This window comes from Caproiciproducens sp. CPB-2 (assembly GCF_036287215.1).
Taxonomy (GTDB): domain Bacteria; phylum Bacillota; class Clostridia; order Oscillospirales; family Acutalibacteraceae; genus Caproiciproducens.
Window position 1 is genome coordinate 1913852 of sequence record NZ_CP142860.1, and the last position, 23575, is coordinate 1937426.

Annotated in this window: 24 protein-coding genes and 1 tRNA gene; 9 read left to right on the plus strand and 16 right to left on the minus strand. The window is 52.0% G+C overall.

Going from position 1 to position 23575, the window contains the following annotated elements; genetic code table 11:
• The first annotated feature begins 29 nt into the window (after positions 1 to 29).
• Both VXK30_RS09525 and VXK30_RS09530 read left to right on the plus strand, forming a co-directional pair.
• The gene (locus VXK30_RS09525) at positions 30 to 1106 is read left to right on the plus strand and encodes a 6-phosphofructokinase (RefSeq protein ID WP_275717194.1); all 1077 of its coding nucleotides are present in this window, start codon (positions 30 to 32) and stop codon (positions 1104 to 1106) included.
• Between the two features lie 16 nt (positions 1107 to 1122).
• Positions 1123 to 1356, plus strand: a complete 234-nt coding sequence (locus VXK30_RS09530) for a hypothetical protein (protein ID WP_275717192.1) — start codon at positions 1123 to 1125, stop codon at positions 1354 to 1356.
• Positions 1357 to 1474: 118 nt separating this feature from the next.
• On the opposite strand, the gene VXK30_RS09535 is transcribed toward VXK30_RS09530, so the two are convergent.
• From VXK30_RS09535 to dhaS, 15 genes are all read right to left on the minus strand, one after another.
• On the minus strand, positions 1475 to 1921 hold the full coding sequence (locus VXK30_RS09535) for a ComEA family DNA-binding protein (RefSeq protein ID WP_275717190.1): 447 nt from the start codon (positions 1919 to 1921) through the stop codon (positions 1475 to 1477).
• Positions 1922 to 1943: 22 nt separating this feature from the next.
• The gene (locus VXK30_RS09540) at positions 1944 to 2864 is read right to left on the minus strand and encodes an RluA family pseudouridine synthase (protein ID WP_275717188.1); all 921 of its coding nucleotides are present in this window, start codon (positions 2862 to 2864) and stop codon (positions 1944 to 1946) included.
• Entirely contained in the window at positions 2864 to 3343 is a 480-nt protein-coding gene (lspA, locus tag VXK30_RS09545; RefSeq protein ID WP_275717186.1) for a signal peptidase II, read from the minus strand. Before lspA ends, VXK30_RS09540 begins: the two co-directional genes overlap by 1 nt.
• 105 nt (positions 3344 to 3448) lie before the next feature.
• Positions 3449 to 4210, minus strand: coding sequence for a DivIVA domain-containing protein (locus tag VXK30_RS09550; RefSeq protein ID WP_275717184.1), 762 nt, complete (start codon positions 4208 to 4210; stop codon positions 3449 to 3451).
• Positions 4211 to 4224: 14 nt separating this feature from the next.
• On the minus strand, positions 4225 to 4980 hold the full coding sequence (locus VXK30_RS09555; RefSeq protein ID WP_275717182.1) for a YlmH/Sll1252 family protein: 756 nt from the start codon (positions 4978 to 4980) through the stop codon (positions 4225 to 4227).
• Positions 4980 to 5456 (minus strand): cell division protein SepF, encoded by a 477-nt coding sequence (locus tag VXK30_RS09560; protein ID WP_275717180.1) that lies wholly within the window; start codon positions 5454 to 5456, stop codon positions 4980 to 4982. The genes VXK30_RS09555 and VXK30_RS09560 overlap by 1 nt, the downstream gene beginning before the upstream one ends.
• Before the next feature lie 20 nt (positions 5457 to 5476).
• Positions 5477 to 6214: a YggS family pyridoxal phosphate-dependent enzyme gene (locus tag VXK30_RS09565; protein ID WP_275717178.1), complete on the minus strand. Its 738-nt coding sequence runs from the start codon at positions 6212 to 6214 to the stop codon at positions 5477 to 5479.
• The gene (locus VXK30_RS09570) at positions 6192 to 7481 is read right to left on the minus strand and encodes an HlyD family efflux transporter periplasmic adaptor subunit (protein WP_329493150.1); all 1290 of its coding nucleotides are present in this window, start codon (positions 7479 to 7481) and stop codon (positions 6192 to 6194) included. Before VXK30_RS09570 ends, VXK30_RS09565 begins: the two co-directional genes overlap by 23 nt.
• The gene (gene miaA, locus VXK30_RS09575) at positions 7478 to 8428 is read right to left on the minus strand and encodes a tRNA (adenosine(37)-N6)-dimethylallyltransferase MiaA (RefSeq protein WP_275717174.1); all 951 of its coding nucleotides are present in this window, start codon (positions 8426 to 8428) and stop codon (positions 7478 to 7480) included. The genes VXK30_RS09570 and miaA overlap by 4 nt, the downstream gene beginning before the upstream one ends.
• Positions 8428 to 10344 (minus strand): DNA mismatch repair endonuclease MutL, encoded by a 1917-nt coding sequence (mutL, locus tag VXK30_RS09580; protein WP_275717172.1) that lies wholly within the window; start codon positions 10342 to 10344, stop codon positions 8428 to 8430. The genes miaA and mutL overlap by 1 nt, the downstream gene beginning before the upstream one ends.
• A 24-nt stretch (positions 10345 to 10368) precedes the next feature.
• Positions 10369 to 12978: a DNA mismatch repair protein MutS gene (gene mutS / locus VXK30_RS09585; protein WP_275717170.1), complete on the minus strand. Its 2610-nt coding sequence runs from the start codon at positions 12976 to 12978 to the stop codon at positions 10369 to 10371.
• 39 nt (positions 12979 to 13017) lie between these two features.
• On the minus strand, positions 13018 to 13425 hold the full coding sequence (locus VXK30_RS09590; RefSeq protein ID WP_275717168.1) for a YlbF family regulator: 408 nt from the start codon (positions 13423 to 13425) through the stop codon (positions 13018 to 13020).
• Positions 13426 to 13589: 164 nt separating this feature from the next.
• Positions 13590 to 14936 (minus strand): tRNA (N6-isopentenyl adenosine(37)-C2)-methylthiotransferase MiaB, encoded by a 1347-nt coding sequence (gene miaB / locus VXK30_RS09595; RefSeq protein WP_442868012.1) that lies wholly within the window; start codon positions 14934 to 14936, stop codon positions 13590 to 13592.
• A 195-nt stretch (positions 14937 to 15131) separates the two neighbouring features.
• Positions 15132 to 16094, minus strand: coding sequence for a glycosyltransferase family 2 protein (locus VXK30_RS09600; RefSeq protein WP_275717164.1), 963 nt, complete (start codon positions 16092 to 16094; stop codon positions 15132 to 15134).
• A gap of 83 nt (positions 16095 to 16177) precedes the next feature.
• Positions 16178 to 16786: a dihydroxyacetone kinase transcriptional activator DhaS gene (gene dhaS, locus VXK30_RS09605; protein ID WP_275717162.1), complete on the minus strand. Its 609-nt coding sequence runs from the start codon at positions 16784 to 16786 to the stop codon at positions 16178 to 16180.
• 193 nt (positions 16787 to 16979) lie between these two features.
• On the opposite strand from dhaS, the gene VXK30_RS09610 reads away from it, so the two are divergent.
• Positions 16980 to 17055 (plus strand) — tRNA-Ala (locus tag VXK30_RS09610).
• A 174-nt stretch (positions 17056 to 17229) separates the two neighbouring features.
• Here VXK30_RS09610 and VXK30_RS09615 read toward each other — a convergent pair.
• Positions 17230 to 18117 (minus strand): LysR substrate-binding domain-containing protein, encoded by an 888-nt coding sequence (locus VXK30_RS09615; RefSeq protein WP_275717160.1) that lies wholly within the window; start codon positions 18115 to 18117, stop codon positions 17230 to 17232.
• A 247-nt stretch (positions 18118 to 18364) separates the two neighbouring features.
• Between VXK30_RS09615 and VXK30_RS09620 the strand changes: the two genes are divergently transcribed.
• The 6 genes from VXK30_RS09620 (at position 18365) to VXK30_RS09645 (ending at position 23482) form a co-directional block, all read left to right on the plus strand.
• A complete protein-coding gene (locus VXK30_RS09620) occupies positions 18365 to 19573 on the plus strand; it encodes an MFS transporter (protein ID WP_275717158.1) in 1209 nt (402 codons plus the stop codon).
• 22 nt (positions 19574 to 19595) lie between these two features.
• On the plus strand, positions 19596 to 20930 hold the full coding sequence (locus tag VXK30_RS09625; protein ID WP_275717156.1) for an acetyl-CoA hydrolase/transferase family protein: 1335 nt from the start codon (positions 19596 to 19598) through the stop codon (positions 20928 to 20930).
• A gap of 370 nt (positions 20931 to 21300) precedes the next feature.
• On the plus strand, positions 21301 to 21804 hold the full coding sequence (locus VXK30_RS09630; RefSeq protein ID WP_275717154.1) for a CBO0543 family protein: 504 nt from the start codon (positions 21301 to 21303) through the stop codon (positions 21802 to 21804).
• 27 nt (positions 21805 to 21831) lie between these two features.
• A complete protein-coding gene (locus VXK30_RS09635) occupies positions 21832 to 22413 on the plus strand; it encodes a CBO0543 family protein (RefSeq protein ID WP_275717152.1) in 582 nt (193 codons plus the stop codon).
• A 13-nt stretch (positions 22414 to 22426) separates the two neighbouring features.
• The gene (locus VXK30_RS09640) at positions 22427 to 22987 is read left to right on the plus strand and encodes a CBO0543 family protein (RefSeq protein ID WP_275717150.1); all 561 of its coding nucleotides are present in this window, start codon (positions 22427 to 22429) and stop codon (positions 22985 to 22987) included.
• 69 nt (positions 22988 to 23056) lie between these two features.
• Positions 23057 to 23482: a CBS domain-containing protein gene (locus VXK30_RS09645; RefSeq protein ID WP_275717148.1), complete on the plus strand. Its 426-nt coding sequence runs from the start codon at positions 23057 to 23059 to the stop codon at positions 23480 to 23482.
• Positions 23483 to 23575: the final 93 nt, after the last annotated feature.

Genomic DNA, 23575 nt, shown 5'->3' on the forward strand with positions numbered 1-23575 from the left:
GATAAAGGAATCAGGGAAAGAGGAAACGTATGAAAAGAATCGGAATTTTAACAAGCGGCGGGGACTGTCAGGGACTGAACGCGGCGATCCGCGGTGTCGCAAAAGCACTTTATGTTGAATTTAAGGAAAACATTGAGATCTATGGAATCAACGACGGATACCGCGGCTTGATTGAGGGAAGCTACAAACGGATGAAGCCGGACGATTTTTCGGGTATTCTGACCCTTGGCGGCACCATTCTGGGTACTTCCCGCCAGCCCTTCAAGCTGATACGCGTGGTGGACGAAAACAGCGTTGACAAAGTTAAATGCATGAAGGACAACTATAAAAAGATGAAGCTGGACTGCCTGGTGATTTTAGGCGGAAACGGAACCCATAAAACCGCCAACCTGCTGAGCGAAGAAGGGCTGAATATTGTCACTCTGCCGAAAACCATCGACAACGATGTCTGGGGCACCGATATGACGTTTGGATTCAGCAGCGCAATGGAAATCGCGACAAATGTGCTGGACTGCATCCACACCACCGCGACCTCTCACGGCAGGGTGTTCATAGTGGAAATCATGGGCCACAAAGCGGGATGGCTGACCCTGCACGCAGGCATTGCGGGCGGGGCGGACGTGATCCTCCTGCCGGAAATCCCTTACAGCATTGACAGTATCGCCCAAACGCTGGAACAGCGCAACAAACACGGAAAGCGCTTTTCCATTCTTGCCGTAGCGGAGGGCGTGATCTCCCAGCAGGAAGCAAAGATGAATAAAAAAGAGTTCAAAGCGTCGAGGGCCGGGATGCCCTATCCCTCCATTTCCTACCGTCTTACAAGGGAAATCAGCGAGAGAACCGGTCAGGAAATCCGAGTAACGGTTCCGGGACATTTTCAGCGCGGCGGAAGTCCCTGCCCCTACGACAGGCTTCTGGCGACGCGGTTCGGCACCGCGGCAGCGAAACTCATCTCCGATAAAAAATACGGAAATATGGTGGCTTTGCAAAACGGAAGCATCGTTCCCGTTCCATTGAATGAGGTCGCTGGAAAGCTGAAAGGCGTCCCAACAGACTGCGAGATCATTCAGACCGCGCGGGACATCGGCATCTGCTTTGGCGATTGAGAAAGAAGGGAATCATATGAAACCGAACAGAAACAAGAAGCCCGCCGTCGTGGCGGTTACCATGATGATCGGCGCGATTTCCGCCGCCATGATGGCATTTACGGCCGTACTGAACATCTGCGCTTTTATCAGGATTGTTCGCTGTACCAATACGGTTCAGAAATCATTGCCTGAAATTGAAAAAGCCGCGCGGCTATATAGGAAAAACCACACGGCGGAAGAAACGGACGACAAACAAAAGAACGGATAGGCTGTCCGTGGAAAGCCTCCCTCAAGGAGGGAGCCGAAACAAGGGAATGACTTTATTGATAAGCTGAAACATCCGCCGGCTGGGCCGGCGGATGCTTGTTTTCGTTCATTATGAATTTTTATGATACCGTAATGTGGTCTTTGAGCCCCGCGAACGTCTTTTCGCCGATGCCGCTGACCTTCCTGATTTCCTCTATGCTTTTAAAAGAACCGTTTTTCTCACGGTAATCCACAATTCGCTTCGCGATCACGTCGCCGATTCCGTCAAGACCGTCGCTCATCTGCTGAGCGGTGGCGGTATTGATATTGATTTTTCCGTTCACCGCCGGGGTTCCGCCCGCAACTTTCTCCGGTTTGGACGAAAGGGCGGAAACTGCGGAGGACGAAGCTTCCGATCCGGTTTTGGGGATATACGTTTCGTCAGCCGACGAAGAAACATCCGTTGTAACAACAAGATCGGAAAGAGAAACTTCGGGCACATAAAACGCGTTATACCCGATAATGAGGGCGGACAGTACCATCGCAATTACCATGAGATACCGCACATGCAAAGTTTCGTCGTCCATGCTGAAGCCACCTTATCCAGCGCTAATCCCGCTTTAACTTTTTCAGAAACTGAACGAAGTAGGCCGGAAGTTCGCTGGTGATTTCCACGTATCGGCCGTCACGCGGATGAAGGAATCCAATCACCTTGGCGTGCAGACACTGACCGTTCAGATTCGGAACGGGCTTCTTCGGACCGTAAACCGCATCCCCCGCAACCGGATGCCCAATGTACGCCATGTGCACCCGGATCTGATGGGTACGCCCCGTTTCCAGCCGGCACTGCACATGGGTAAACCCGTCGTACCGCGCAAGAACATGATAATGCGTAACGGCATTGCGGGAGTTCTTTTCGGTCACCGCCATCATCTTCCGGTGGAGCGGATGCCTGCCGATAGGCGCGTCAATCGTCCCGTCATCCTCCTTCAGGCTGCCGTGGACAACAGCCTCATAAAGGCGCGTAAAGCTGTGCGCCTTTATCTGCTCGGCCAGGTTCCGATGGGCAAAATCGTTTTTCGCCACAATCAGCAGACCGCTTGTATCCTTGTCTATACGGTGAACGATGCCGGGCCGGACGACCCCGTTGATTCCGGAAAGCGAATCGCCGCAGTGCGCCAGAAGAGCGTTGACCAGCGTGCCGGTGTGGTTGCCGGCGGCCGGGTGCACCACCATCCCCTTCGGCTTATTGACGACCAGCAAATCCGCGTCCTCATACAGGATTTCCAGGGGAATTTTTTCCGGCCGGACATCCAGCTTTTCCGGCTCGGGAACGACGAGGTCAATGCGGTCGCCGGCCGTGCCACGGTAGCTTTTCGTAAGGGGCTTTCCGTTCAGGGTCGCATTGCCCCGCTCAATCAGCTTTTCCGCCGCAGAGCGCGTCATATTTTCCGTCTTTTCACTGACAAGCTTGTCCAGCCGGATGCCGGAATCTTCCGGCTGTATCTCAATTTGAATGATCTTCTGCATTATTTTGTACGGATAACCTTCTCAACATTGCTGTTTAAATCGGAAAAAAACAGGATATGAATCATTAAAAACACCGTTCCGACCGTTACGCAGCAATCGGCAAAATTAAAAATCGGAGGAAAAAAGCTGACAGAAATATAATCGACGACGTAGCCATACATCATCCGGTCAATCAGGTTCCCGATTCCGCCGCCAATAATCAGCGTACCGGCCGCATAGGAAAAGAAATTATGCTGTCTGTATTGGAACAGGGCGTAAATGATGACGGCGGAAATGGTCAGAGTCACCACAACGAAAAACCAGCGCTGGTTCTGCAGCATTCCGAACGCCGCCCCCCGGTTCTGAATATAAAAGATTTTTAAAAAGCCATTGATCACATGAAAACCGCTGTTAGGCTGTAAATTGGACGTAACCAGCAGTTTGAGAATCTGGTCGATTGCAACAGCCGCCGCTGCAAGCAATAGTGCAATAATTGCCAACGGAATCTCTCCTTTTGTATGGTATGATGATTGGAAAAGGGCGAACCAGACAGCCCGCCCTTTTTGCAGTTATTGAAAGCTCATGCGCAACGGCAGGGAGCATCTTTATTGACGGTCGTAGATGCCTTCGGAAGAATTCTCGCCGTCCGCAGTCTCATCCTCATCGCTGAACGGAATGGAACTGAAATGCTGCGGCTTTCCCTCCGGCGGAAAATCATCGTCATCGAAATTGGAAACCTCGGTGTTAAACAGGCGGTCCTGTGTCTCAGAAGGAACCGGTTCCTCCAAAGGCTGAGCCTCTTCCTCAGCCGCGGGGGCCGGAGAAACCGGTTCCGGTACCAAAACCTCCGCATTCTGCGCGGGCGCTGCTTCTGGCTTCTGCGACGGCAGAGCATCGATTAAGGTAAGATGTTCTTTATAAAGGCCCAGCAGCTTGGAACGGAAATCCGAAACAGTCTGCTGAAGGCGTTCCATTTCCTTTTGCTGTTCGATCACGCTCTGTTTGGCGCCGGAGACGATCCGCTCCGCCTTGATGTTGGCGTCCTTTACAATAATTTCGGCCTTGTGGCGGGATTCGCGGATGGAAGCGTCGCCCAGCTTCTGGGCGCTGACAAGGGCATTCTTGATCTCATCCTCTTCCAAACGGTAGTCTTCCACTTTTGCAGCCAATATTTTAATTTTTTCAAGAAGCTGCTCGTTTTCCGCCTTCAGCCTTTCATACGCTTCTTTTTGTTCCAGGTCTTTTTTGAGGAGCGCGTCATAGGATTCCTTGACCTGATCGATGAATTGATCCACATCGTCGGTACGGTACCCGGAAAAACCGGATTTTCTGAAACTGGCGTTAATAATGTCGTTCATTGATAGCATGTTCGAGCCCTCCGTTAAATATATTTCCTGCCTGCGATACTCAATCTGCCTTTTTTTGTGACGGGCCCAAGGCGGTCAAGAACAAAACGGCCCTTTCCCCTGATGGAGAGTTTGCTGTCCGGTGCGACAGCCGCCGACACCGAAATGTTCACTTCATGGTTCAGCATCACCAGCCCGGCGCGAATCATCTCTGATGACTTTTCCCTGCTTGTACCGATAGCAGCCGCGACAATACAGTCCAGCCGCGCGGAAGCGACAACCGCGGAAAAATCTTCAAAGCTCCTGCCGACCGGCAGCGGCAGTACGGCGCCTTTGACCAGACGGACACCCACTCTGCCGATTTTCTGCGTCTGGGACAAAAGATAGTCGGTTACCTCGCCGCGGGAAAAAATCACGCAGCGGCCCTCCTCCACAAGGATATCCCCAAGCGTTTCACGCTGAAGCCCGTTTGCAAGGAGGGCGCCGAGAAAGTCGCGGTGGGTAAGCGTGTCGCAGGCACGGTAGCTTGCGGTAACCGCGGCAATGGGAAACGATTCGGTATCCGGCTCTGCAAAGTCCGGAAATGCGCCAAAAACTACACGCTCCGAGCCGTCGTATCCGCCCCAGAGCATATAGTTTTTAAAGGAAAGACGATTCATGATTTTCTGTGCCGCAAGCGCCTGACGTTCGTCTAAAAAGCCCACAAAGCGGGGCTTCGCTCCGCTTTGTGCCAGACGTACGGCATCGCAAAGTTTTGCTTCAAAAATTGCGTCGGCCGACTGTTTCTCCATTAAAAATAAACACCGTTGTTTTCCAACTCATCTAAAACGTCGTCACCCGTCAGGTCAACGTTATAGGGCGTGATAATGAAGGTGCTTGTAGCGACCCTTTTGATTTTTCCGCCGTTCGCGTAAGCGACGCCGCTCAGAAAATCAATAATACGGCGGGAAACATCCTTGTTTGTATTTTCAAGGTTTAAAACCACCGTATGCATTTTCAAAAGCTCGTCCGCCACTGCACAGGTCTCTTCGCCGAAGCGCTCCGGTTTAAACAGAACGACCTGCAGTTGAGCGGTCGCATGGATATTAACGACCTTATTTCCGCTGTTCTGCACGGGTGCGCGCTTAATGGTATCGCGTTCGCGGATCTCGGCTTCCTCGTTCTGGCGGGAGGAAATATCCTCCTGCTGGACACCGTCATAATCGTAGTCGTACTCGTCTTCCGGCGGGTTCCACATATCTTTGATTTTTTCTACAATTCCTGCCATCGCTAAGCCTCCTGTAATGATTATTGATTGTATATTCTTGGGCCAAACAGAGCAGAACCAATTCTAACCATATTGGCTCCCGATAAGATTGCCTGGGAATAATCGGACGACATGCCCATGGACAAGTAATCCATATTAACATTATCTATTTTTTTATCCCTGATGTCAATAAAATGTTGGAACATCTTTGAAAAATATCCCTGTGTTTCGCCGCTGTCCGCGTCTGCGGGCGGAATCGCCATCAAACCGCGGATATGGATCGCCGGCAAAAGCGAAATCTGCCCGATCAGGTCGTACAGCTCCGGCGGCAGCACCCCCGATTTGTTTGGCTCGCTTCCGATATTGACCTCGATCAGAATATCGGCCGTAAGGTCCCCGGCAAGCGAAAGGCGGGAAATTTCCTTTGCCAGCTTAACGCTGTCCACCGACTGGATCATAGAGACCTTCCCCACTATATTTCTCACCTTATTGGTCTGTAAGTGCCCGATAAACTGGAGCTCGCACCGGGAAAGCGAATAGGCGCCGTACTTTTCGCAAAGCTCCTGCACTTTATTTTCACCGATATGGTCGATGCCGAGCGCAATCCCGTGATTGATCACTTCCACCGGAACGGTTTTCGTGGCCGCAAGAAGCGTGATATCCTGCGGACGGCGTCCCGACTTTACGGCGGCGTCAGCTATATTGCTGCGGATCACCTTCAGATTTTCTTCCAAATCCGAAATCCGGCGGTCAAAATCATTTAACGACTTTTCCATCATATAAATCAGTCCCTTCCACAACTACTTCATCAAACAGCTTTACGGTTGAATCGGTCATCAGGTCCTCCTTAGGCGGGTCTGTCCGGCAGATGGCGTAATTCCCCGTACTGAACAGCGGAAAAATCTGCCTGAACTCTATTTCACTGCCATGCATGACATACACGCCCTTGATTTCCCTGGTAACCGAAGTTGCCTTGTCGTCGCTGTCTTTTCCTGTTTTCGTCACCTTGGCAAAATGAATCGCTTTCTGGCTCACACGGATTCCCGTATATTTTTCGATCTGAATCTGCGCCGTGGCGTTGCGGATCAGTGCCAGGGAAGAATTCATGCTGCTGCTCTGCAGAATAACGACCGCTTCGGTGTCTTTATCCGCCTGATTCACCGCGGCGACCGTCGCAGGGACAGTCTGATTGGAAGCAAACGGAAACTGAATGGATACAGCGTCGCCCTCCTTGAACTTGGAGGCTTTGTCCGCCGCCGCCAGACAGGCGAAATACCAGTCGTAATCTTCACAGATCTTCCCGATGGAACCGCTTTGCTCCGCAGGCTTTTCCTTTTGCTTTTCCTTGAATTCCGCAGGTGTAATGGTCAACAGCTTGTCATAGTCGTAAACCGATTCATAGCCGTCCACGGAGCTGATAAAATAGCCCGACGCCGGAGCGGTAACAGAGCCGGTCGCCGCGCTGTTGGATTTGGACAGCGTCTCACGCTCCGCCTTCAGCGCGTTGATTCTGGTGTTGAAATTCGCCGTCTTATCTGTTACGATCTGGCGCTCGTTGATCAGGTAGAGCAAATCTTCGCGGCTGTTCGTCAGCTCGGTGTATTCGCCGGACTGGATGCAGTCCAGCAGATCCACCAGCTTCAGGTTAATCTGCGAGCTGATGGAACCGATGCTCGCCGCGTAGGTGTCCCCGGGCGTACTGAGTTTCTGCAGCTTGGAAATCTGGTAATCGAGGCCGGCAATCTGCTGCTGGGCCGCAGCGCTCTGCTCATTCGGGTAAATCTTCGCGACCGTGCCGCCCTTTGCCACCTTTCCCCCGTCGCTGATGCTGTAAGTAATCACGCCGTTGGTTTTGGTGTTCATCAGTTTTTCTTTCCTGACGGCGGTACCGGTCACCTGTACGGTGTCCGCCGCGCTGGCGTAGGACGCCGTTTCCGTCTGGACCTTTGCGTAATGGGAGTTATAAATCTGATATCCCATATAAATAAACAGAAGGATGGCTACAACAGCCGATGCAATTCTTCTCAGCAACGGACTATTCATCATTCCCATCCTTTCCGACCGATTATCCGGAATGCCTGTTGGATCACTCCGTCAAAATCCTCGTACTCATCCACCATAATCCAACGGATGTTTTCGTCACGGCGGAACCAGGTAAGCTGGCGCTTGGCGTACCGGCGGCTTTCCCGCTTAATGGACTCGACCGCCTCGTCCAGAGAGCACTCCGAGCGGAAATACGGCAAAAGCTCCTTGTAGCCGATCGCCTGCAGCGCGGTCTGGGCGCCGGGCCGGTTCAGAATTTCTTCCGCTTCCGCCAGCAGCCCGTCCTGTATCATCCGGTCCACCCGCAGATTGATCCTGTCGTAGAGCTTCTGACGGTCCTGAAAATCGAGGCCGATGATGCACGTGTCATACGGGGAAGGCGTTTGCCTTGACAGCTTCAGCTGTTCGGTCATTGTGACGCCGGTCGTACGGTAAATCTCAATGGCGCGGATCACGCGTCCGAGATTGTTCGGATGAATTCGTTGTGCTGACGCGGGGTCAAAGCTGCGCAGATCGTCGATCAGCGTCTGTACGCCCAGCTTTTCGGCCTTTTCGGCAAGCTCCTTTCTCAGCGCTTCGTCCTTATCGTCCTCGGTAAACCGTATATTTTGCAGGAGGGAGCGGATATAAAGCCCGGTTCCCCCCGCAATGACCGGCAGCCTGCCGCGCGCGTACACCTCCGAAATGCAGTCCGAAGCAAGCGAAACATAGTCCGCCACACTGAACGGCTGGGAAAGCGGCGCGAAATCGATCAGATGATGCGGCACACCGCGCATTTCTTCCGTCGTCGGCTTGGCCGTGCCAATATTCATTCCTTTGTAAATCTGCATCGAATCGGCTGAAATCACCTCGCCGTTCCTGCGGAGCGCAAGCTCCACCGCAAGACGGCTTTTGCCGGAAGCGGTCGGGCCGACAACCGCCGCAACCGGGATTTTATCTTTCCTGCTCATTATTGTATACGCCCGAACTGGCGCTCCAGGTCCTTTTTCTTCATCACGATGGATACCGGACGCCCATGCGGGCAGTAGCGGATATCCTCATTTTCCATTCTCCTGGCGAGAGCGGCAAGCTCCATCGGCGAGCTCAGGTCCCCCGCCTTCACCGCCGCACGGCACGCGACGTTGTGGTAAAGCCAGTCGAGCTTTTCCGTCGTGATATCGTTTTTGGCCGACTGCAGGTAGCCCGCAATCTCCATCACCGTTCCCGCAATATCGTCGTCGCCGAGAATCAGCGGGACGCTCCGGACCAGCACGGTGCCGGAACCGAAGTCGTCGATTTCAAATCCCGCCGCCGCGCAGACGTCCAGGGAATTCATCACCGCGGCGTACTCGTTTTTCTCCAGGGTAACGGCGACCGGCTCCAAAAGCATCTGCTGGTCGGCCCGGCCTTCCTGCGCCCTGAGCTTTTCGTAGAGTATCCGCTCATGGGCGGCATGCTTGTCGATAAAGACCAGTTCGTCTCCCCGCTCCAGAATAATATAAGTATGAAAGGCTTCCCCCACCAGCTTTTCCGGTTCCGGGGAATCGGAAGGTTCGGCCGGTCCGGGTTCCGGCGCCGCCGGATTCTCCGGCTCCACCATGGCCGCGGGCTCCGTGGCGGCGGGGACGGTCGCCTGATCTTCCTGTGTCACGGGAACCGGCCCGGTAAATTCAATATTTGCCGCCGCGAAATCCGTATGGAACGTCGGCCTGTGTGAGTCGCTGACCGCGAAACTGTAGGAAGGCGCCGCGGGGCGAACCGCCGGGATCACCGGCACGGCCGGCTGCGGTTGCACTGCCGCTGTTGTGGGAGGAGCGGAAAACTGTATCTGAACCGGGGCCTTCGGCTGTTCGAAAACCGAAGTCTCCTGCTTTTGAAAGGCCATGACGTTTGGCGCGTCCCCGCGGTGAAGGGCGGTTTTGACACCGTGGTAAACCGCGTCAAACACCGGTTTTTCATTAATAAAGCGAACCTCTATTTTTGAGGGATGGACATTGACGTCCACCGCCTGATAGGAAATCCCCATATGAAGCACGCAGGCAGGGACCTTCCCCACCATCAAAGAACCCTTGAACGCTTCTTCCAGAGCAACCATCGCGGTGCGGCTTTTGATGTAGCGGCCGTTAATAAAGAAATGCTGCATGCTCCGGTTCGGACGTGCCGCGGCAGGTTTACTGATAAAGCCAGAAAGCTTTACACCGTTCAATTCGTATTCCACCGGAATCAGCCCCGCGGTAAATTCCTTTCCGAAAACAGCGTATATGGCCGATTTCAGCTTGCCGTCGCCGGGGCTGTTCAGCGTTTCGCGGGAATCACGGATGAACCGCACCGAAATTTCCGGGTGAGAAAGAGCCAGTCTGTCCATCACCGCGGCGATGGCGTTTGCCTCCGTAACATCCTTTTTCAGGAATTTCATGCGCGCAGGCGTATTATAAAAAAGGTCGCGCACCACAAGGGTGGTTCCCTGCGCGCAGCCCGCATCCTCACAGGCCTGTTCCACCCCGCCGTCGATTTCATAGCGCGTCCCCGCCAGCTCGCCCTGTGTCGCGGTCAGAAGCTCCACCCGGGCCACAGCCGCAATGGAGGCCAGCGCCTCGCCGCGGAAGCCAAGGGTGGAGATGCTCTCCAAATCGTCCTGGCTATGAACTTTGCTGGTGGCATGGCGCAGAAAGGCGACCGCAACGTCGTCACGGGCAATCCCGCTGCCGTTGTCCGTGACCCGCATATAGGTAATCCCACCGTTTTTTATTTCCACGGTAATAGAGGCCGCACCGGCATCGATTGAATTTTCGACCAGCTCCTTAATAACGGAAGCAGGGCGTTCCACTACCTCACCGGCGGCGATCAATTCCGCGATATGTTTGTCCAATACGTTGATTTTACTCATGAAACGCCTCCTTTTTCTGTGTTCCTATTTTGCGAGTGTGGCCAGCTCAAACAGCGTATTCATGCACTCAATGGGCGTCAGGGTGTTGACGTCCAGCTTTTTGAGCCTGTCCATAATTTCCGTCTCGTTCGGCGGGGTGATCACAAGCTGAAGGTCTTCCTGCGTTTCTTCTTTATGCCCGCGCCTTTTGGGCATGGTCACCTGCTGCCCGCTTTCGAGCTCCGACAGCACCTGCTTTGCGCGGTTCACAATTTTATTCGGCACGCCGGCAAGCTTGGCCACTTCGATGCCGAAGCTGTCGTCCGCTCCGCCGCGCACGATCCGGCGCAGGAAGGTAATGTCGTCGCCGCGTTTTTTTACGGCAATATTGTAATTTTTCACGCCGTCAATCAGCTCTTCCAGCTCTGTCAGCTCGTGATAATGGGTAGCGAAAAGAGCTTTCGCGCCCAAAAGCTGTTTGTTGGCGACATATTCCAGAACGGCGCGGGCAATGCTCATCCCGTCGAAGGTCGAGGTTCCCCGCCCGATTTCATCCAAAATCAGCAGACTGTTGCCGGTGGCGTTTTTGATGATGTCCGCAACCTCGGACATCTCAACCATAAAGGTCGACTGGCCGGAAGCCAGATCGTCGGAAGCGCCCACGCGGGTGAAAATGCTGTCCGTAATCCCGATTTCCGCATAGGAAGCCGGTACAAAACAGCCGATCTGGGCCATAATGACGATCAGCGCGATCTGACGCATATAGGTGGATTTACCGGCCATGTTCGGGCCGGTAATGATGGCGACCCGGTTTTCGTTCCTGTCGAGCGTAACGTCGTTCGGCACGAAAGGAGTATCGAGCAAAACCTCGACGACCGGATGGCGGCTTTCCCTGAGAATGATCTTTCCGTCCAGATTGACGATCGGGCGGACATAATGATGTTCCGCCGAAACCTGTGCAAAGGAAGTCAGTACGTCAAGCCTTGCAATCGCATTGGCCGTCGCTTGTACGCGGGTCAGCTGCGCGGCTACATTGCTGCGGACGGCGTCAAAAAGCTGGAATTCCAGCTGTACGGACTTTTCGTGCGCACCGAGGATTTTTCCCTCCAGCTCCTTGAGCTCGGGGGTAATAAAGCGTTCGCAGTTGGTAAGGGTCTGTTTGCGTATGTATTCCGGGGGCGCCTGATCCTTATAGGAATTGCTGATTTCAATATAATAGCCGAATACCCGGTTGTACCCGACTTTCAGCTTCGGGATACCCGTTTTTTCCCGTTCCTGCGCCTCGATCTGGGCGATGATTCCCCGGCCGTCGCTCATGTCGCCTTTCAGAAGATCCAGTTCCTCGCTGTAGCCCGGCAGGATCATGCCGCCTTCCCGGATGGAAAACGGAGGCTCTTCCACAATCGCCCGGTCGATCATCTGGCAGACGTCCTCCAGAACGTCGATATGCTGTTCAATCTCTGTAAGGAGGTTAGACTTTACATCTTTCAGCAGGGTCTTCAAAGCGGGCAGCCGCATGATCGCGGAGGACAGCGAACGAAGCTCCCTGCCGTTGGCGGAGCCGTACACGATGCGGGACATCAGGCGTTCCAGATCGTGGATTCCGGTCAGCTGTTCGGCGACGGCGTCGCGCAGAATGGCATCTCCCGCCAGCTCCTCCACCGCGTTCAGGCGGCGGTTGATCTGGACCGGGCTCAACAGCGGCTGCTCAATCCAGCTGCGGATCAGGCGCTTGCCCATCGCCGTGCGCGTTTTATCGAGCACCCACAAGAGCGAACCGCGCTTTTCCTTGTTGCGCATCGTTTCCAGAAGCTCCAGATTGCGCCGCGCGTTCAAGTCCAGATGCATATACTGCGCGCCAGTGTAAAGGTCTATCCCATTAATGCGCTCAATGCCCACGCGCTGTGTGCGCTTCAGGTAGGAAAGCAGCGCGCCGACAGCCTGAACAATCTCCGTTTTATCGGAAAGCTCCAACTCCGCAAGGCTTTTGGAATGAAACTGCTCCAGCACCAGCAGGGAACAGCTTTGCGCCTCAAACTCCGCGTTATCCAGCAGCTCCAGACTGGCGGAAAGCCGCTCCCGGATAAATTTCGGAAGCCCGGTCAGCTCGAGAGTGTTCTGATTGACGAGGATTTCGCGCGGCGAATAGCGGGAGAGCTCGTTTTTAATCTGTTCCGTCAGATCCCCGCCGGAAAGCGTGGTCGCGTGCAGTTCCCCGGTGGAAATATCCGCAAAGCAAATTCCCGCGCCCGCGCCCGCGGCGCAGAGCGAGCAGATAAAGTTGTTGCGCGCCTCGTCCAGCATGCTGCTTTCCAACACCGTGCCGGGCGTAATCACGCGGATGATATCGCGTTTTACCAGCCCTTTGGCCAGCGCGGGATCCTCCATCTGCTCACAGATGGCGACCTTATAGCCCTTCGCGACCAGACGCGCCACATAGCTTTCATAGCTGTGGAAGGGCACGCCGCACATAGGCGCCCGCTCCTCCTGTCCGCAGTCGCGCCCGGTCAGCGTCAGTTCCAGTTCCTTCGATGCAAGTTTGGCGTCTTCATAAAACATTTCATAAAAATCACCAAGGCGGAAAAACAAGATTGTATTGGGATTTTGTTTTTTGATTTCAAAATACTGCTGCATCATTGGTGAAAGATTTGCCATAACCTGCGTTTCATCTCCAATTCATGACTTGATGGGGAATCAGTGACAGCCTCCGCAGGAGGAGCAGTTGCCGCCGCAGGAGGATTCCACGTAATCGGTGGTCTCCGGGTCCTCGCCGTCGGCGGACTGGCCGATGATGGCGCTGACGCGCTGAAGCAGAGCATCCATTTCTTCCTTGGCCCTGTTGTAAGCCGTCATATTCGGATTCTGCATGATCTGGGCGTAGACATGGCGCAGCTCCTGATTGAGCACCTGCATTTTGTCGGAATCCTGCTCCGGCTTCTGGGCCTCGTTGTTGATTGCCATTCTCTTCAGGTTAAACTCGCCGATCAGATCCTGCAGCTGCTGATCATCGTCGCTGTTCTGCTTTGCAAGCTGCATATTCAGATAACGCTCGTCCTTCTGTATTTCCTTGCCGATTTCTCTCGCTAAGCTGATAATATCCATTTTGTTACTCCTTAATAATGATTTATATTGATTGATGAAAAGTATCAGAAACTCGCCGGGCGCCGGAGGGAGCAAGAACAAAACTCCCCCAGTCAGGCTCCGCCTGCCAGCCCCCTCGGAGATGGGGCTGAAAAGAGGAAGCGTAACTTGACCGATCACCTGATTTATTGATGAAGTTCTCCGTTTAAAATCCAGTTGCGGGCGGAAGTGATCCTTACATCGGCAAAGCTGCCAATCAGGCTCTGGTCCCCCGGGAAATCAACAACGATATTGCCGTCGGTCCGCCCGGAAAGAAGGCCGTTTTTTTCATCGCGCTCTTCCACCAGCACCCGCTGGACCGTGCCGACCATACCGGCGCAGCGCGATGCCGCGATCTGCTCCTGCGCTTCGCAAAGCTGCGCAAACCATTTTGACTTTTCCTGGGCGGGAACCGGGTCGGGCATCTTCGCCGCCCTTGTCCCCACGCGCGGGGAATAGAGAAAGGTAAACAGCGAGGTGAATTCCACCTCCTGAATCAGGCTGACGGTGTCGAGGAATTCCTCGTAGGTTTCGCCCGGAAACCCGACGATCACGTCGGAGGTAAGAGAAAGATCCGGAAGCTTTTCCTTGGCATAACGGATCAGATCGAGATATTTTTCACGGGTGTAGCCGCGGTTCATTTCTTTCAGCACGCGGTCGTTGCCCGACTGGAACGGAAGATGAAGGTGACGGCTGATATGCCGCCCCTGCGCAATCGTGTCAATCAGCTCACGGGTCGCGTCCTTCGGGTGCGAGGTCATAAAACGGATGCGGTAATCGCCGTCCACCGCGTCGAGCGATCTCAGGAGCTGTGAAAAATTCACCGGTTCGTCAAGATGCTTGCCGTAGGAATTGACATTCTGCCCCAAAAGGGTAATATCTTTGTATCCCGCCTTTACAAGGCCTTTGAACTCCTCCAGAATCGCCTCCGGGGTACGGCTGCGCTCCCTGCCGCGCACATAGGGCACAACACAGTATGAGCAAAAATTGTCGCAGCCATACATGACCGTAAGCCATGCTTTCGTGTTTCCGTCGCGGTGGACCGGCAGACCCTCGACGATTTGCCTGTCCTCGCTGTCGTCGCCGCGCGCAAACACACGGGAACCCTGCGTAATCGTGGTAAATAAAAGCTCGGGAAGCTTATGAATCACATGGGTGCCGAAAACCAGGTTGACGAAAGGAAAGCTCTTCCGGATCCGCTCGGCAACATGCTCCTGCTCCATCATACAGCCGCAGAGGGCGATAATCAGGGAAGGATTGCGCCGTTTCACATTTTTCAGCGCTCCCACATTTCCGAAAACCCTGTCTTCCGCATGCTCGCGGACCGCGCAGGTATTAAAAATGATGAGGTCCGCCGCATCTTCGTGATCGGTAAAGGAAAACCCCATTTCCTCGAGCTGGCCCTTTATTTTCTCGCCGTCCGCAACATTCTGCTGACAGCCGTAAGTGTGTACCAGCGCCATGGGGATGGCGCCGCGCGCCCGGATCGCCATGATCTGAGAAACGTCGCTGATGAATTCAGCCTGGGAACGCACCGGCTGCTCCTGCGCCGGAAATTTTTCTGCCAAAAGGATAGCCCTCCTATGTTGTATGGTATAACTGATTATATCATGTTGCTTTGGTTACTTCAAGAAAAAAGAACCAAAATCCCTGCCGCCGGGCAAGCGGCGGCAGGGAAAAAGAAAGTTCTATTTCGCTTTGTACATCCACGGAATGGTGCGCCAGACGGCGATCCGGCGTTTCAGCGCTTTGTCCGTCTTCCTGCCCGCCGAAAGCAGCTTGTCGTATCCGGCGGCGTGCAGATAGCCGCGCACCGCGTTATAGCCCGCTCCTTCTTTCAGCATAATGTCCACCCCGTTCATGACGGTCAGCGGCAGCTTCTGGTGTTCAAACAGCTGAATCAGCTCCTCGTCTTCCCGGGGGGTGGTTTTGATGAGATCAAAAATCCGGAGCATGGCGTCGGCATGCTGGAATATATTCTTCCCCACCGGCTTCTGCTTGCCGCGTTTTAATTCATAGACGGTATCCCGTCGGATGACCGTCGGCGACTGCGCAATCGTCTCGGCGGAAAGCAGGCAGCGGAAAACAAACTCCTCCGCGTATCCGTGGCTGCAGGAGTCGAAAAAATAAATCTGCCTGTCCAGCAGAAACCTGCGCCGGAGCATGATTGCGGAGATATCGATATGGATCGAATGGCTGAGGACGCCCTTTAGGTATTGGGCGCCACTTTCCTGACGGATCGCCTTGCTGATCAGCCGGCGTTCCGCGGCATGGGCTTCCTCCTCGCTGATGCTGCCGAATACAAAATCCGCCGAAGTATGCAAAGCCGTTTCCAGATATCCGCCGATAAAATCGCGGTACAGTCTGCGGGCGAAAATAAAAGTGATATAATCTCCCCCGGACTTCTGTATCCCTGTATTTAAAGCCGCGGCGACGGTTCCGTCGCCGTTCTGAATGACAAAACCACGAAGCTTCAGTTCTTTGATCAGCTGAACGGCTTCCCAGACCGTCTTGTCCGCGGAGCCCATATCCACTACGATAAATTCCGCGTCCAACCCGGCCGCCTGCGCGGCGATCGAGCGCAATACTCCCGATATTTCCTGTTCAACATTCTTCACCGGAACAATAATGGAAAGCTTTGTAATCTGCATTACCGAACCTCCTTTACCAAATCTGTTACCAGTATATCATATCGCGACGAATAGAAAAGATGAAAACTGACAGTTATCCGTTCCTAATTCGAATTACTTTCAGTGATATTCGCTTTTTTCTCCGCCGGATGCTCCTGAAAATAGCGTCCGGCCGTGTAGAGCTTGCTGTCGTCGATAAAATGCGTCAGGCGCAGAACAATTTCCTCCGGCTGCTGCTTCATGCCGCAGCGCGCCCACTGGATAACGACGCCTACAAGCCCGTAGGAATAGAATTCCGCTATAAAAACCTTGTCCTCCGCGGCGATCTGACTGCCCCGTGAAACAGTATCCAGCATTTCAGCGATCAGGTCCTTCGTGACATTGAAAAAATAATCCTGAAAAGCGTTTTGTCCGGTGACGCTGAGAGCATTCGTATAAAAATACTGCTCATTCTTCATTGTTTTCAGAACATCAAGCACAACGTTGTTCCATTCCTCAAACGATCTGTGCTGCGTGACGGCGGAAACGACCTCATTGTAATAAATCCAGTCCACCAAATCATATTTGTCCTTAAAATGATAATAAAAGGTCTGACGGTTAATCCCGCAGTGTTCCACAATATCGGCGACCGATATTTTCTGGAGCGGTCTTTTCTTCATCAATTCCTTTATGGAAGCTGCAATCGCTTTTTTAGTGATCAGTGAATCAGACATGGTTTATTCTCCTGAAATACATGAGGACGATTATGTATGAAAGTTCGCACCCTGAATGAATGATTTGTTTCCATTTTACCAGTATTATTATATTTTTTCAATATGGCTGTAAGGAATCCAATTTTTTTACAATAGTACTTGCATTCTCCCAGAAAGTATGATATTATAACAAAGCTGTTTTAAAATAATGTATGGGGCATTAGCTCAGCTGGGAGAGCGCCACACTGGCAGTGTGGAGGTCAGCGGTTCGATCCCGCTATGCTCCACCAAAACAAAAAATTAACAAAGATCCAGGAACCATCAGGTTCCTGGATCTTTTGTTTTACCTGGAATTGTACTGGAAGGAAGAATGTCAACTTCTGTTCAAGTAAGAGCGGGAGAAACACAAAAAGAAGTCCCTTCCACAGCGGTAAGGAACCCTTTTTCTGACCCTTCGTGCTGCTTTACGGGGACTGCTTCGATTTGCCGCATATTTTTAAAAAATGCTGCATGGGTATGGTCAGAAACTTATCCGTGCGGTAAATGACGGAGAGCGCCCAGGGAAATTCCGGGTTCTTCAGATGGAGCTGACACACACGGTCGACGTACAGCTTATCGATCAGGGGCTTGGGCAAGATGCTGACGCCCTGATTGTTTGCAACCATCTCCAACAGCAGATCCCATTGGGAGCTTTCAAAAACGATATTCGGCGTAAAGCCCGCAGCTTTGCAGCGCTCCAGCATTACATCGTAATACATATAATCCGGAGAAACCATTAACAAACGTTCCGCCTTCAACGCCCCGAAGTCCACGCAGCTTTTGGCGGCAAGCGGATGCTGCTTGGGGACGACCAGCACGGCCTCCGAGTGAAAAACGGTTTGGCTGTAAAACTTACTGTCTGAAAACGGTTCGATCACCACGCCCAGATCGAGCGTTCCGTCATCCACCAAATCCCGGATCGATTTGGAGGTGATCTCCGTAATCTGTAAATCGGTTTCCGGGTAAGCCTGCCGAAATTGATAAATCAGGGAAGAAAAATAGATGGTTCCGGCGGACGGCGGAAGGCCGAGCGTCAAGGTCCCGCCCGAGCAGCGCAGCCGCTGCTCGAGTTCCTGCGTCTGCGTGTGATAATAGTCCAGCAGCTTTGCCGCGTATTCATAAAATGCCAAACCGTCCTGCGTAATCACAAGATCCTTCGCCCGGCGGCCAATGAATTCCGCCTGAAATTCATTCTCCAGCGCGCGAATGGCCTTGCTCAAGGTCGATTGGCTGACAAAAAGCTTCTCCGCCGCTCTTGTAAAATTGCGTTGTTTGACCACTTCCACATAGTAAGCCAGCTGAACCATCGTCATTGGGGATTTCCTCCTCAATTTTTTTACTCTGTCTTCATTATACCTGGAAATCCTGTGATTGCAATCCTGAAATCGCTGATCAAGGCACGCTTTTGCATGAAATTGATTCATACGGGTATGAATTTTTTGTATTTTTCCTCTGAAAAACACCGTGTTATGATAATGATGAAGAAATGCTTTGGCCAAAGCAGACGAAATTGAACAACTGCTTGCATGCGGCTGTATGCAAGCGAGAGGAGAGGTATTTGTGCAAGAGCAAGAGAGAAAAGTATCTTCCGTCAGAGCCATACTGATTGAAACGGTGATGTTTTTCACATACGTGTTTTTCGCTGTAAACTGGGTGGCAGGCAGCACGCTGACACCGCAGATCATGAAATATTTCAATCTGCAGTCATTTGCTTCAGCAACCTTCATTTCCAACGCTATTACCATCGCAAAAATCATCGGTAACTTCATGGCTGCCGGAATTCTTGTCAAACTACTGCCTAAAAAGGCGATCGGCTTGGGTTCCGGGCTGATTGTCGCGGGCAGCGCGCTGGCTGTGCTGGCGCCGCAGTATTGGATTTTCATTTTGGGCCGCTTCCTTATGGGGTTTGGCGGCGCGTTGTACGTAGTTTATTTCAGCCCTGTTGTCATTCACTTTTTTACCCCTGAGAAGCGCCCGACAGTCAATGCGCTCAATAACGTGGCCTACAATGTCGGGGGAATCATCGCAATGCTGATCGTCGGCCCGGTCATCCGCTGGATGCAGACCTGGCAGTACAGCATGGCGTTTTTCGCGGCAATCAGTGCCGTATTGTTTATCATATGGCCGGTTTTGGGACAGGACTTTGAGCTGAACCGTTCATCCGGTGCGGACACGGAGAAATATACCATAGGGGATGCGATCAGGGAAAAAATCAACTGGTTGCTGCCGCTTACCTATTCCGGATTACTTACCTTCTACATTGTGCTGCTCAATATTTTCCCGATTTCCGGCGTAACCGCAATCAACTCTAAAACACTCAGCACCCTGGTGGCGGTCGGCGGCGTCGCCGGCTCCATTCTTGCGATTATGCTGTCCAAGGTATACTTCAAGCGCCTGCCTGTGATCCGTTGGAGCGGTCTTGCCATGACCTTGTTCGGCGTGCTGATGTTCAACACGAAAAACGGTATGCTTTCGATGATCGCCGCCTTCGCCATCGGCGTGCTGATGTTCCTGCCGGTCACCTCCCTCGTAATGATTCCGCAGGAATTGCCGAACATGTCCCCCGCAAAGCTGACGACCATTATGGGGCTGTTCTGGGCGCTGTCCTATATAATCGAATCGGTGGTGTTCTATCTGATCGGCATTGTGATCGACAAATCCGGGTATTCGGCCGGACTGACCATTGCGCTGGTGATGAGCGCAACCTTCTTCCTCGGATCGTTCCTTCTTCCGGAAACAGGGCGCACGGCAAAGGAAAAGAAGCAGTAAATAATATAGAAAGGAAATTTTCATGAAATCATTTGAAGAAATATACCGTGAGAAAAAAATGACCGCCGAACAGGCACTGGAATTAATACAGGACAACGACTATATGTTTTCCGCCCAAGCGGCCGGGGAGCCCGAGGCGATTCTTGAAAAATTGCAGCATCTTAAAGAGACCGGCGTAAAAAATACGGTCCTGAACACCTGCCTGCCCCTAAAGTATTACGAGGCGTTCAAGGATCCAGAAATGAAGGGGGTCATGGCGCATAACGGCTGGTTTTTCAATGCCGGTCTGCGCGACGCACAGACCAAAAAACTGGTGAGCCACGTGCCCCAGAGCTCCACCTCTATTCTGCGCAAAACCCTTGACCGCATCGCTTATGAAAACCGACGCCCCGTGGTGCTGGCCACGGTATCCCCCATGGACCGGCACGGCTATATGTCCCTGTCCGTCAGCGCGATTTATGAGCGGGACCTGATCGATAAGGGAGCGCTTGCCATTGTGGAGGTGAACCCCAATTATCCCCGCACCTTCGGCGACACACAGGTCCACATTTCCGAGGTTGCGGCAGTTGTGGAATCCGACCGACCCATCTCCAAAAGCAAGCTGGCTCGCTATACCGAAACGGATGCGGCAATCGGCAGATATATCGCCTCGCTGATCGAGGACGGCTCCACGATTCAGCTGGGAATCGGCAATATCCCGAATGCGGTGGCAACGGAGCTGAAAAGTAAGCACCACTTGGGAATCCACACGGAAATGTTTACAGAAACCATGGTGGATTTGATTGAATGCGGCGCAGTGGACAATTCCCAAAAGGGTCTGCTCAACGGCTACTCGGTCTGCTCTTTCACAATGGGCAGCCAGAGGCTGTACGACTACATCGACAGCAATCCCTCTGTTTTGTTCAAATCCTGCACCTTTACCAATGACCCGTACACCATTGGGAAAAACAACAAATTTGTTTCGGTGAACGCCACGCTGGAGGTTGACCTTACCGGCCAATGCGCTTCGGAAACGGTCGGCCACACCCAGTGGTCCGGCACGGGCGGACAGTCGGAAACCGTGCAGGGCGCGCAGATGTCTCCCGGCGGCAAGTCGATTATCGCCATGCACTCCACCTATACCACCAAGGATGAAAACGGCAAAGAGGTCCTTCATTCAAAGATTGTGCCGTTTTTGAAGAAGGGCTCGGCTGTCACCACATCCCGCAACGACACGGACTACGTGGTGACGGAATACGGCATTGCTTGGCTGCGCGGGCTGAATGTAAGCCGCCGCGTCGAAGCGCTCATCAACATTGCGCATCCGGACTTTCGCGAGGAACTGCGCCGTCAAGCGGAAATAAACAGAATTTGGTAAAAAACTGCTTTCTCTCGTATAGCAACACCCCCTGCTGTAGCTGATTTCCTACAGCGGGGGGTGTTTTGTCATTCTATCATCTATGAAAATAGATTTCTCCGCCGTGAAAATCCGCCTTATTTATTTTTGTTGTATAGAAAATGGGACGGCTGGAGAAATTATAGGAAGCGTCCCTTTCTATTAAATTGCATTTCTTAAACAGCAAAAATACAGGAACAAACTATCTACAGCAATTCCATTTCAGTTGCGAGACAAAACGCGTTCCTCCCCCCGCCTTCGGCGGGGGGAGGAACGCAACCTTGTTGCAGAAACAACTGGGAAATGCTGTAAAGTACTATAAAAATTCCAATTTGTGAGGACGTGTAAAATTTTGACGCTTGCCATCATGCAAATCGTATTTTTAGGACTTTGCTATAAGTGGAGCGATTGGAAGAACTGGAAACTGTATTACCCGACAATGCTTTTTTATATTATTGGAAATCTCACGGAAGACATTATCACCTGCAAAAAACCTTTGTGGCTCTACTATGGCTCAACGTCGATCGACCGATTAGCCGATTATCTGTTCGGCTTTCTGATTTTCCCCTGTGTGGTAATCCTGTTTTTATCAAAATATCCCAAGGGAAAAATGAAGCAGATCGCGTATTTATGTGCATTTATTGCCATGATGTCGTTTGTCGAAATTGCACTTTATATTCATGGAGAGATACAATATTACAATGGATGGAATCTCTGGTGGTCCGTTTTGCTTTACATTGGAGTATTCCCATTGCTGCGGATGCACTATAAACATCCGATATGGGCATGGGTAATACTGTTTTCATTGGTGGCCGGAGGAGTATTCTATTTTAAAATTCCTTTAACAGATTTATAACGGAATATATAAATAAGGAGAAAACCAATGTTTGCGAAAGAGTTTGCTATCCCAAAAAGCGTAGACATTCAAAGGGAACTGACGGATCTTCACATGAAAGAATGGCTGCGGGAAGACGTATTCCATTTTAAATGGTGGTTTTTGATTGTTTTTCTTGTAATCCTTGCATTGATCTGGTGGGTGATGCTCGATAAATCGAGAGCGCCGGAAATCTGCCTGTTCGCGATTTTGTCCGCTATCGTCTTTATGGCCGTTAACGAATACGGAGAAGAATTGACGTTATGGGATTATCCGACCGACCTTATCCCCATATTCCCGCCGTTATCTTCCGTTAATTTAATAAGTTTTCCTCTGATTTATTCACAGGTTTATCAGCGCTTCGGCAAGGGCAAAAGATTTGTGTACGCAGTGATCATAACATCGGCTGCAATCTGTTTTCTGTTTGAGCCGCTCCTGACCTGGGGAGGATTCTACGATCTGATTCACTGGCAATATTATTTCAGTTTCCCGATTTATACGACAGCGGCAATCGGCATAAAAACAGCGGTAAAGAAAATTTACGCGATCAGGGAAAAAAATCAGATCGGTGTCCCGGCGAATCAAAATTAAGGAGCGAATGCAATTGATACCGAATAATATGCTGGCAAATGCCGACATTCAATGGAAATTGACTTCCGCACGCTTTGAAGAATGGCTGCAGACCGAGCTGCTGCGTTTCAGGTGGTGGCTGCTGCTGCTGGTGTTTCTATTGTCCGTCGTTGTCTGGTGGAAAACGGTCGATAAATCCAGGTTGAATGAGATTGTTTTGTATGCGGGTATCGTAACCGTGATGATTCTGATTCTGGACGAGTTGGGAGAGGAAATGACCCTCTGGGATTATCCCGTGGAGATATTTCCGCTCTTTCCTCCCATAGCGGCGATCGACCTGGCAAGCCTGCCTTTGATCTACTCTGTTATCTATCAACATTTCAGGACATGGAAAAGCTTCACGATCGCCTCGATAATCATGTCCGTGATCTCATGTTTCGTCCTTGAGCCGCTTTTTGTTTGGAGCGGCATCTATCAAATGATTACCTGGAAAAGCTATTATGGGCTGCCGCTGTATTTCGCAATAGGAATCTGTTCAAAAGCAATTTTGGCGAGGATATTTCAAACGCAGGCAAAACATTCAGGCCAACTTTAATGCATGAAATTTATTGAAACGCTAATAATTCCATCCGTCAAAGGGAAACCTAACGCTGAGGTGAGGATTATGAAAGTAAAAGAAATTATGTCAACAAAAATTGCGAGCCTGGATTCAAATGATTCCATCGAAAGGGCCGCGCAGTTGATGAAGCAATACGATGTGGGTTCCATCCCCGTATGCAGTCAGGACAAGGTCGTCGGCATCGTCACCGACCGGGATATCGCCCTGCGGGCGACGGCGAACGGCGGAAACGCGAAACAGACGGTCAGGGATATCATGAGCTCCGATCCGGTCGTCGGGAGCCCCGATATGGATGTCCATGACGCCGCCAGAATTATGAGTGAAAAGCAGATCCGCCGGCTGCCCATTGTGGACCACAACAGCCTGATCGGGATAGTCGCGCTGGGTGATATCTCCCTTGAGCCCACCCTGCAGGACAATGCCGAAGAAACCTTAAAAAATATTTCCCAGCCCAACCACGGCAGTATGTAACGCGCAGCCGTCCCATAAAATGCACCCCAAAGTCTGAAATCGATCAGGGGTGCATTTATTATGCAATAAATTCTGTGATTTGGATAAACTAAG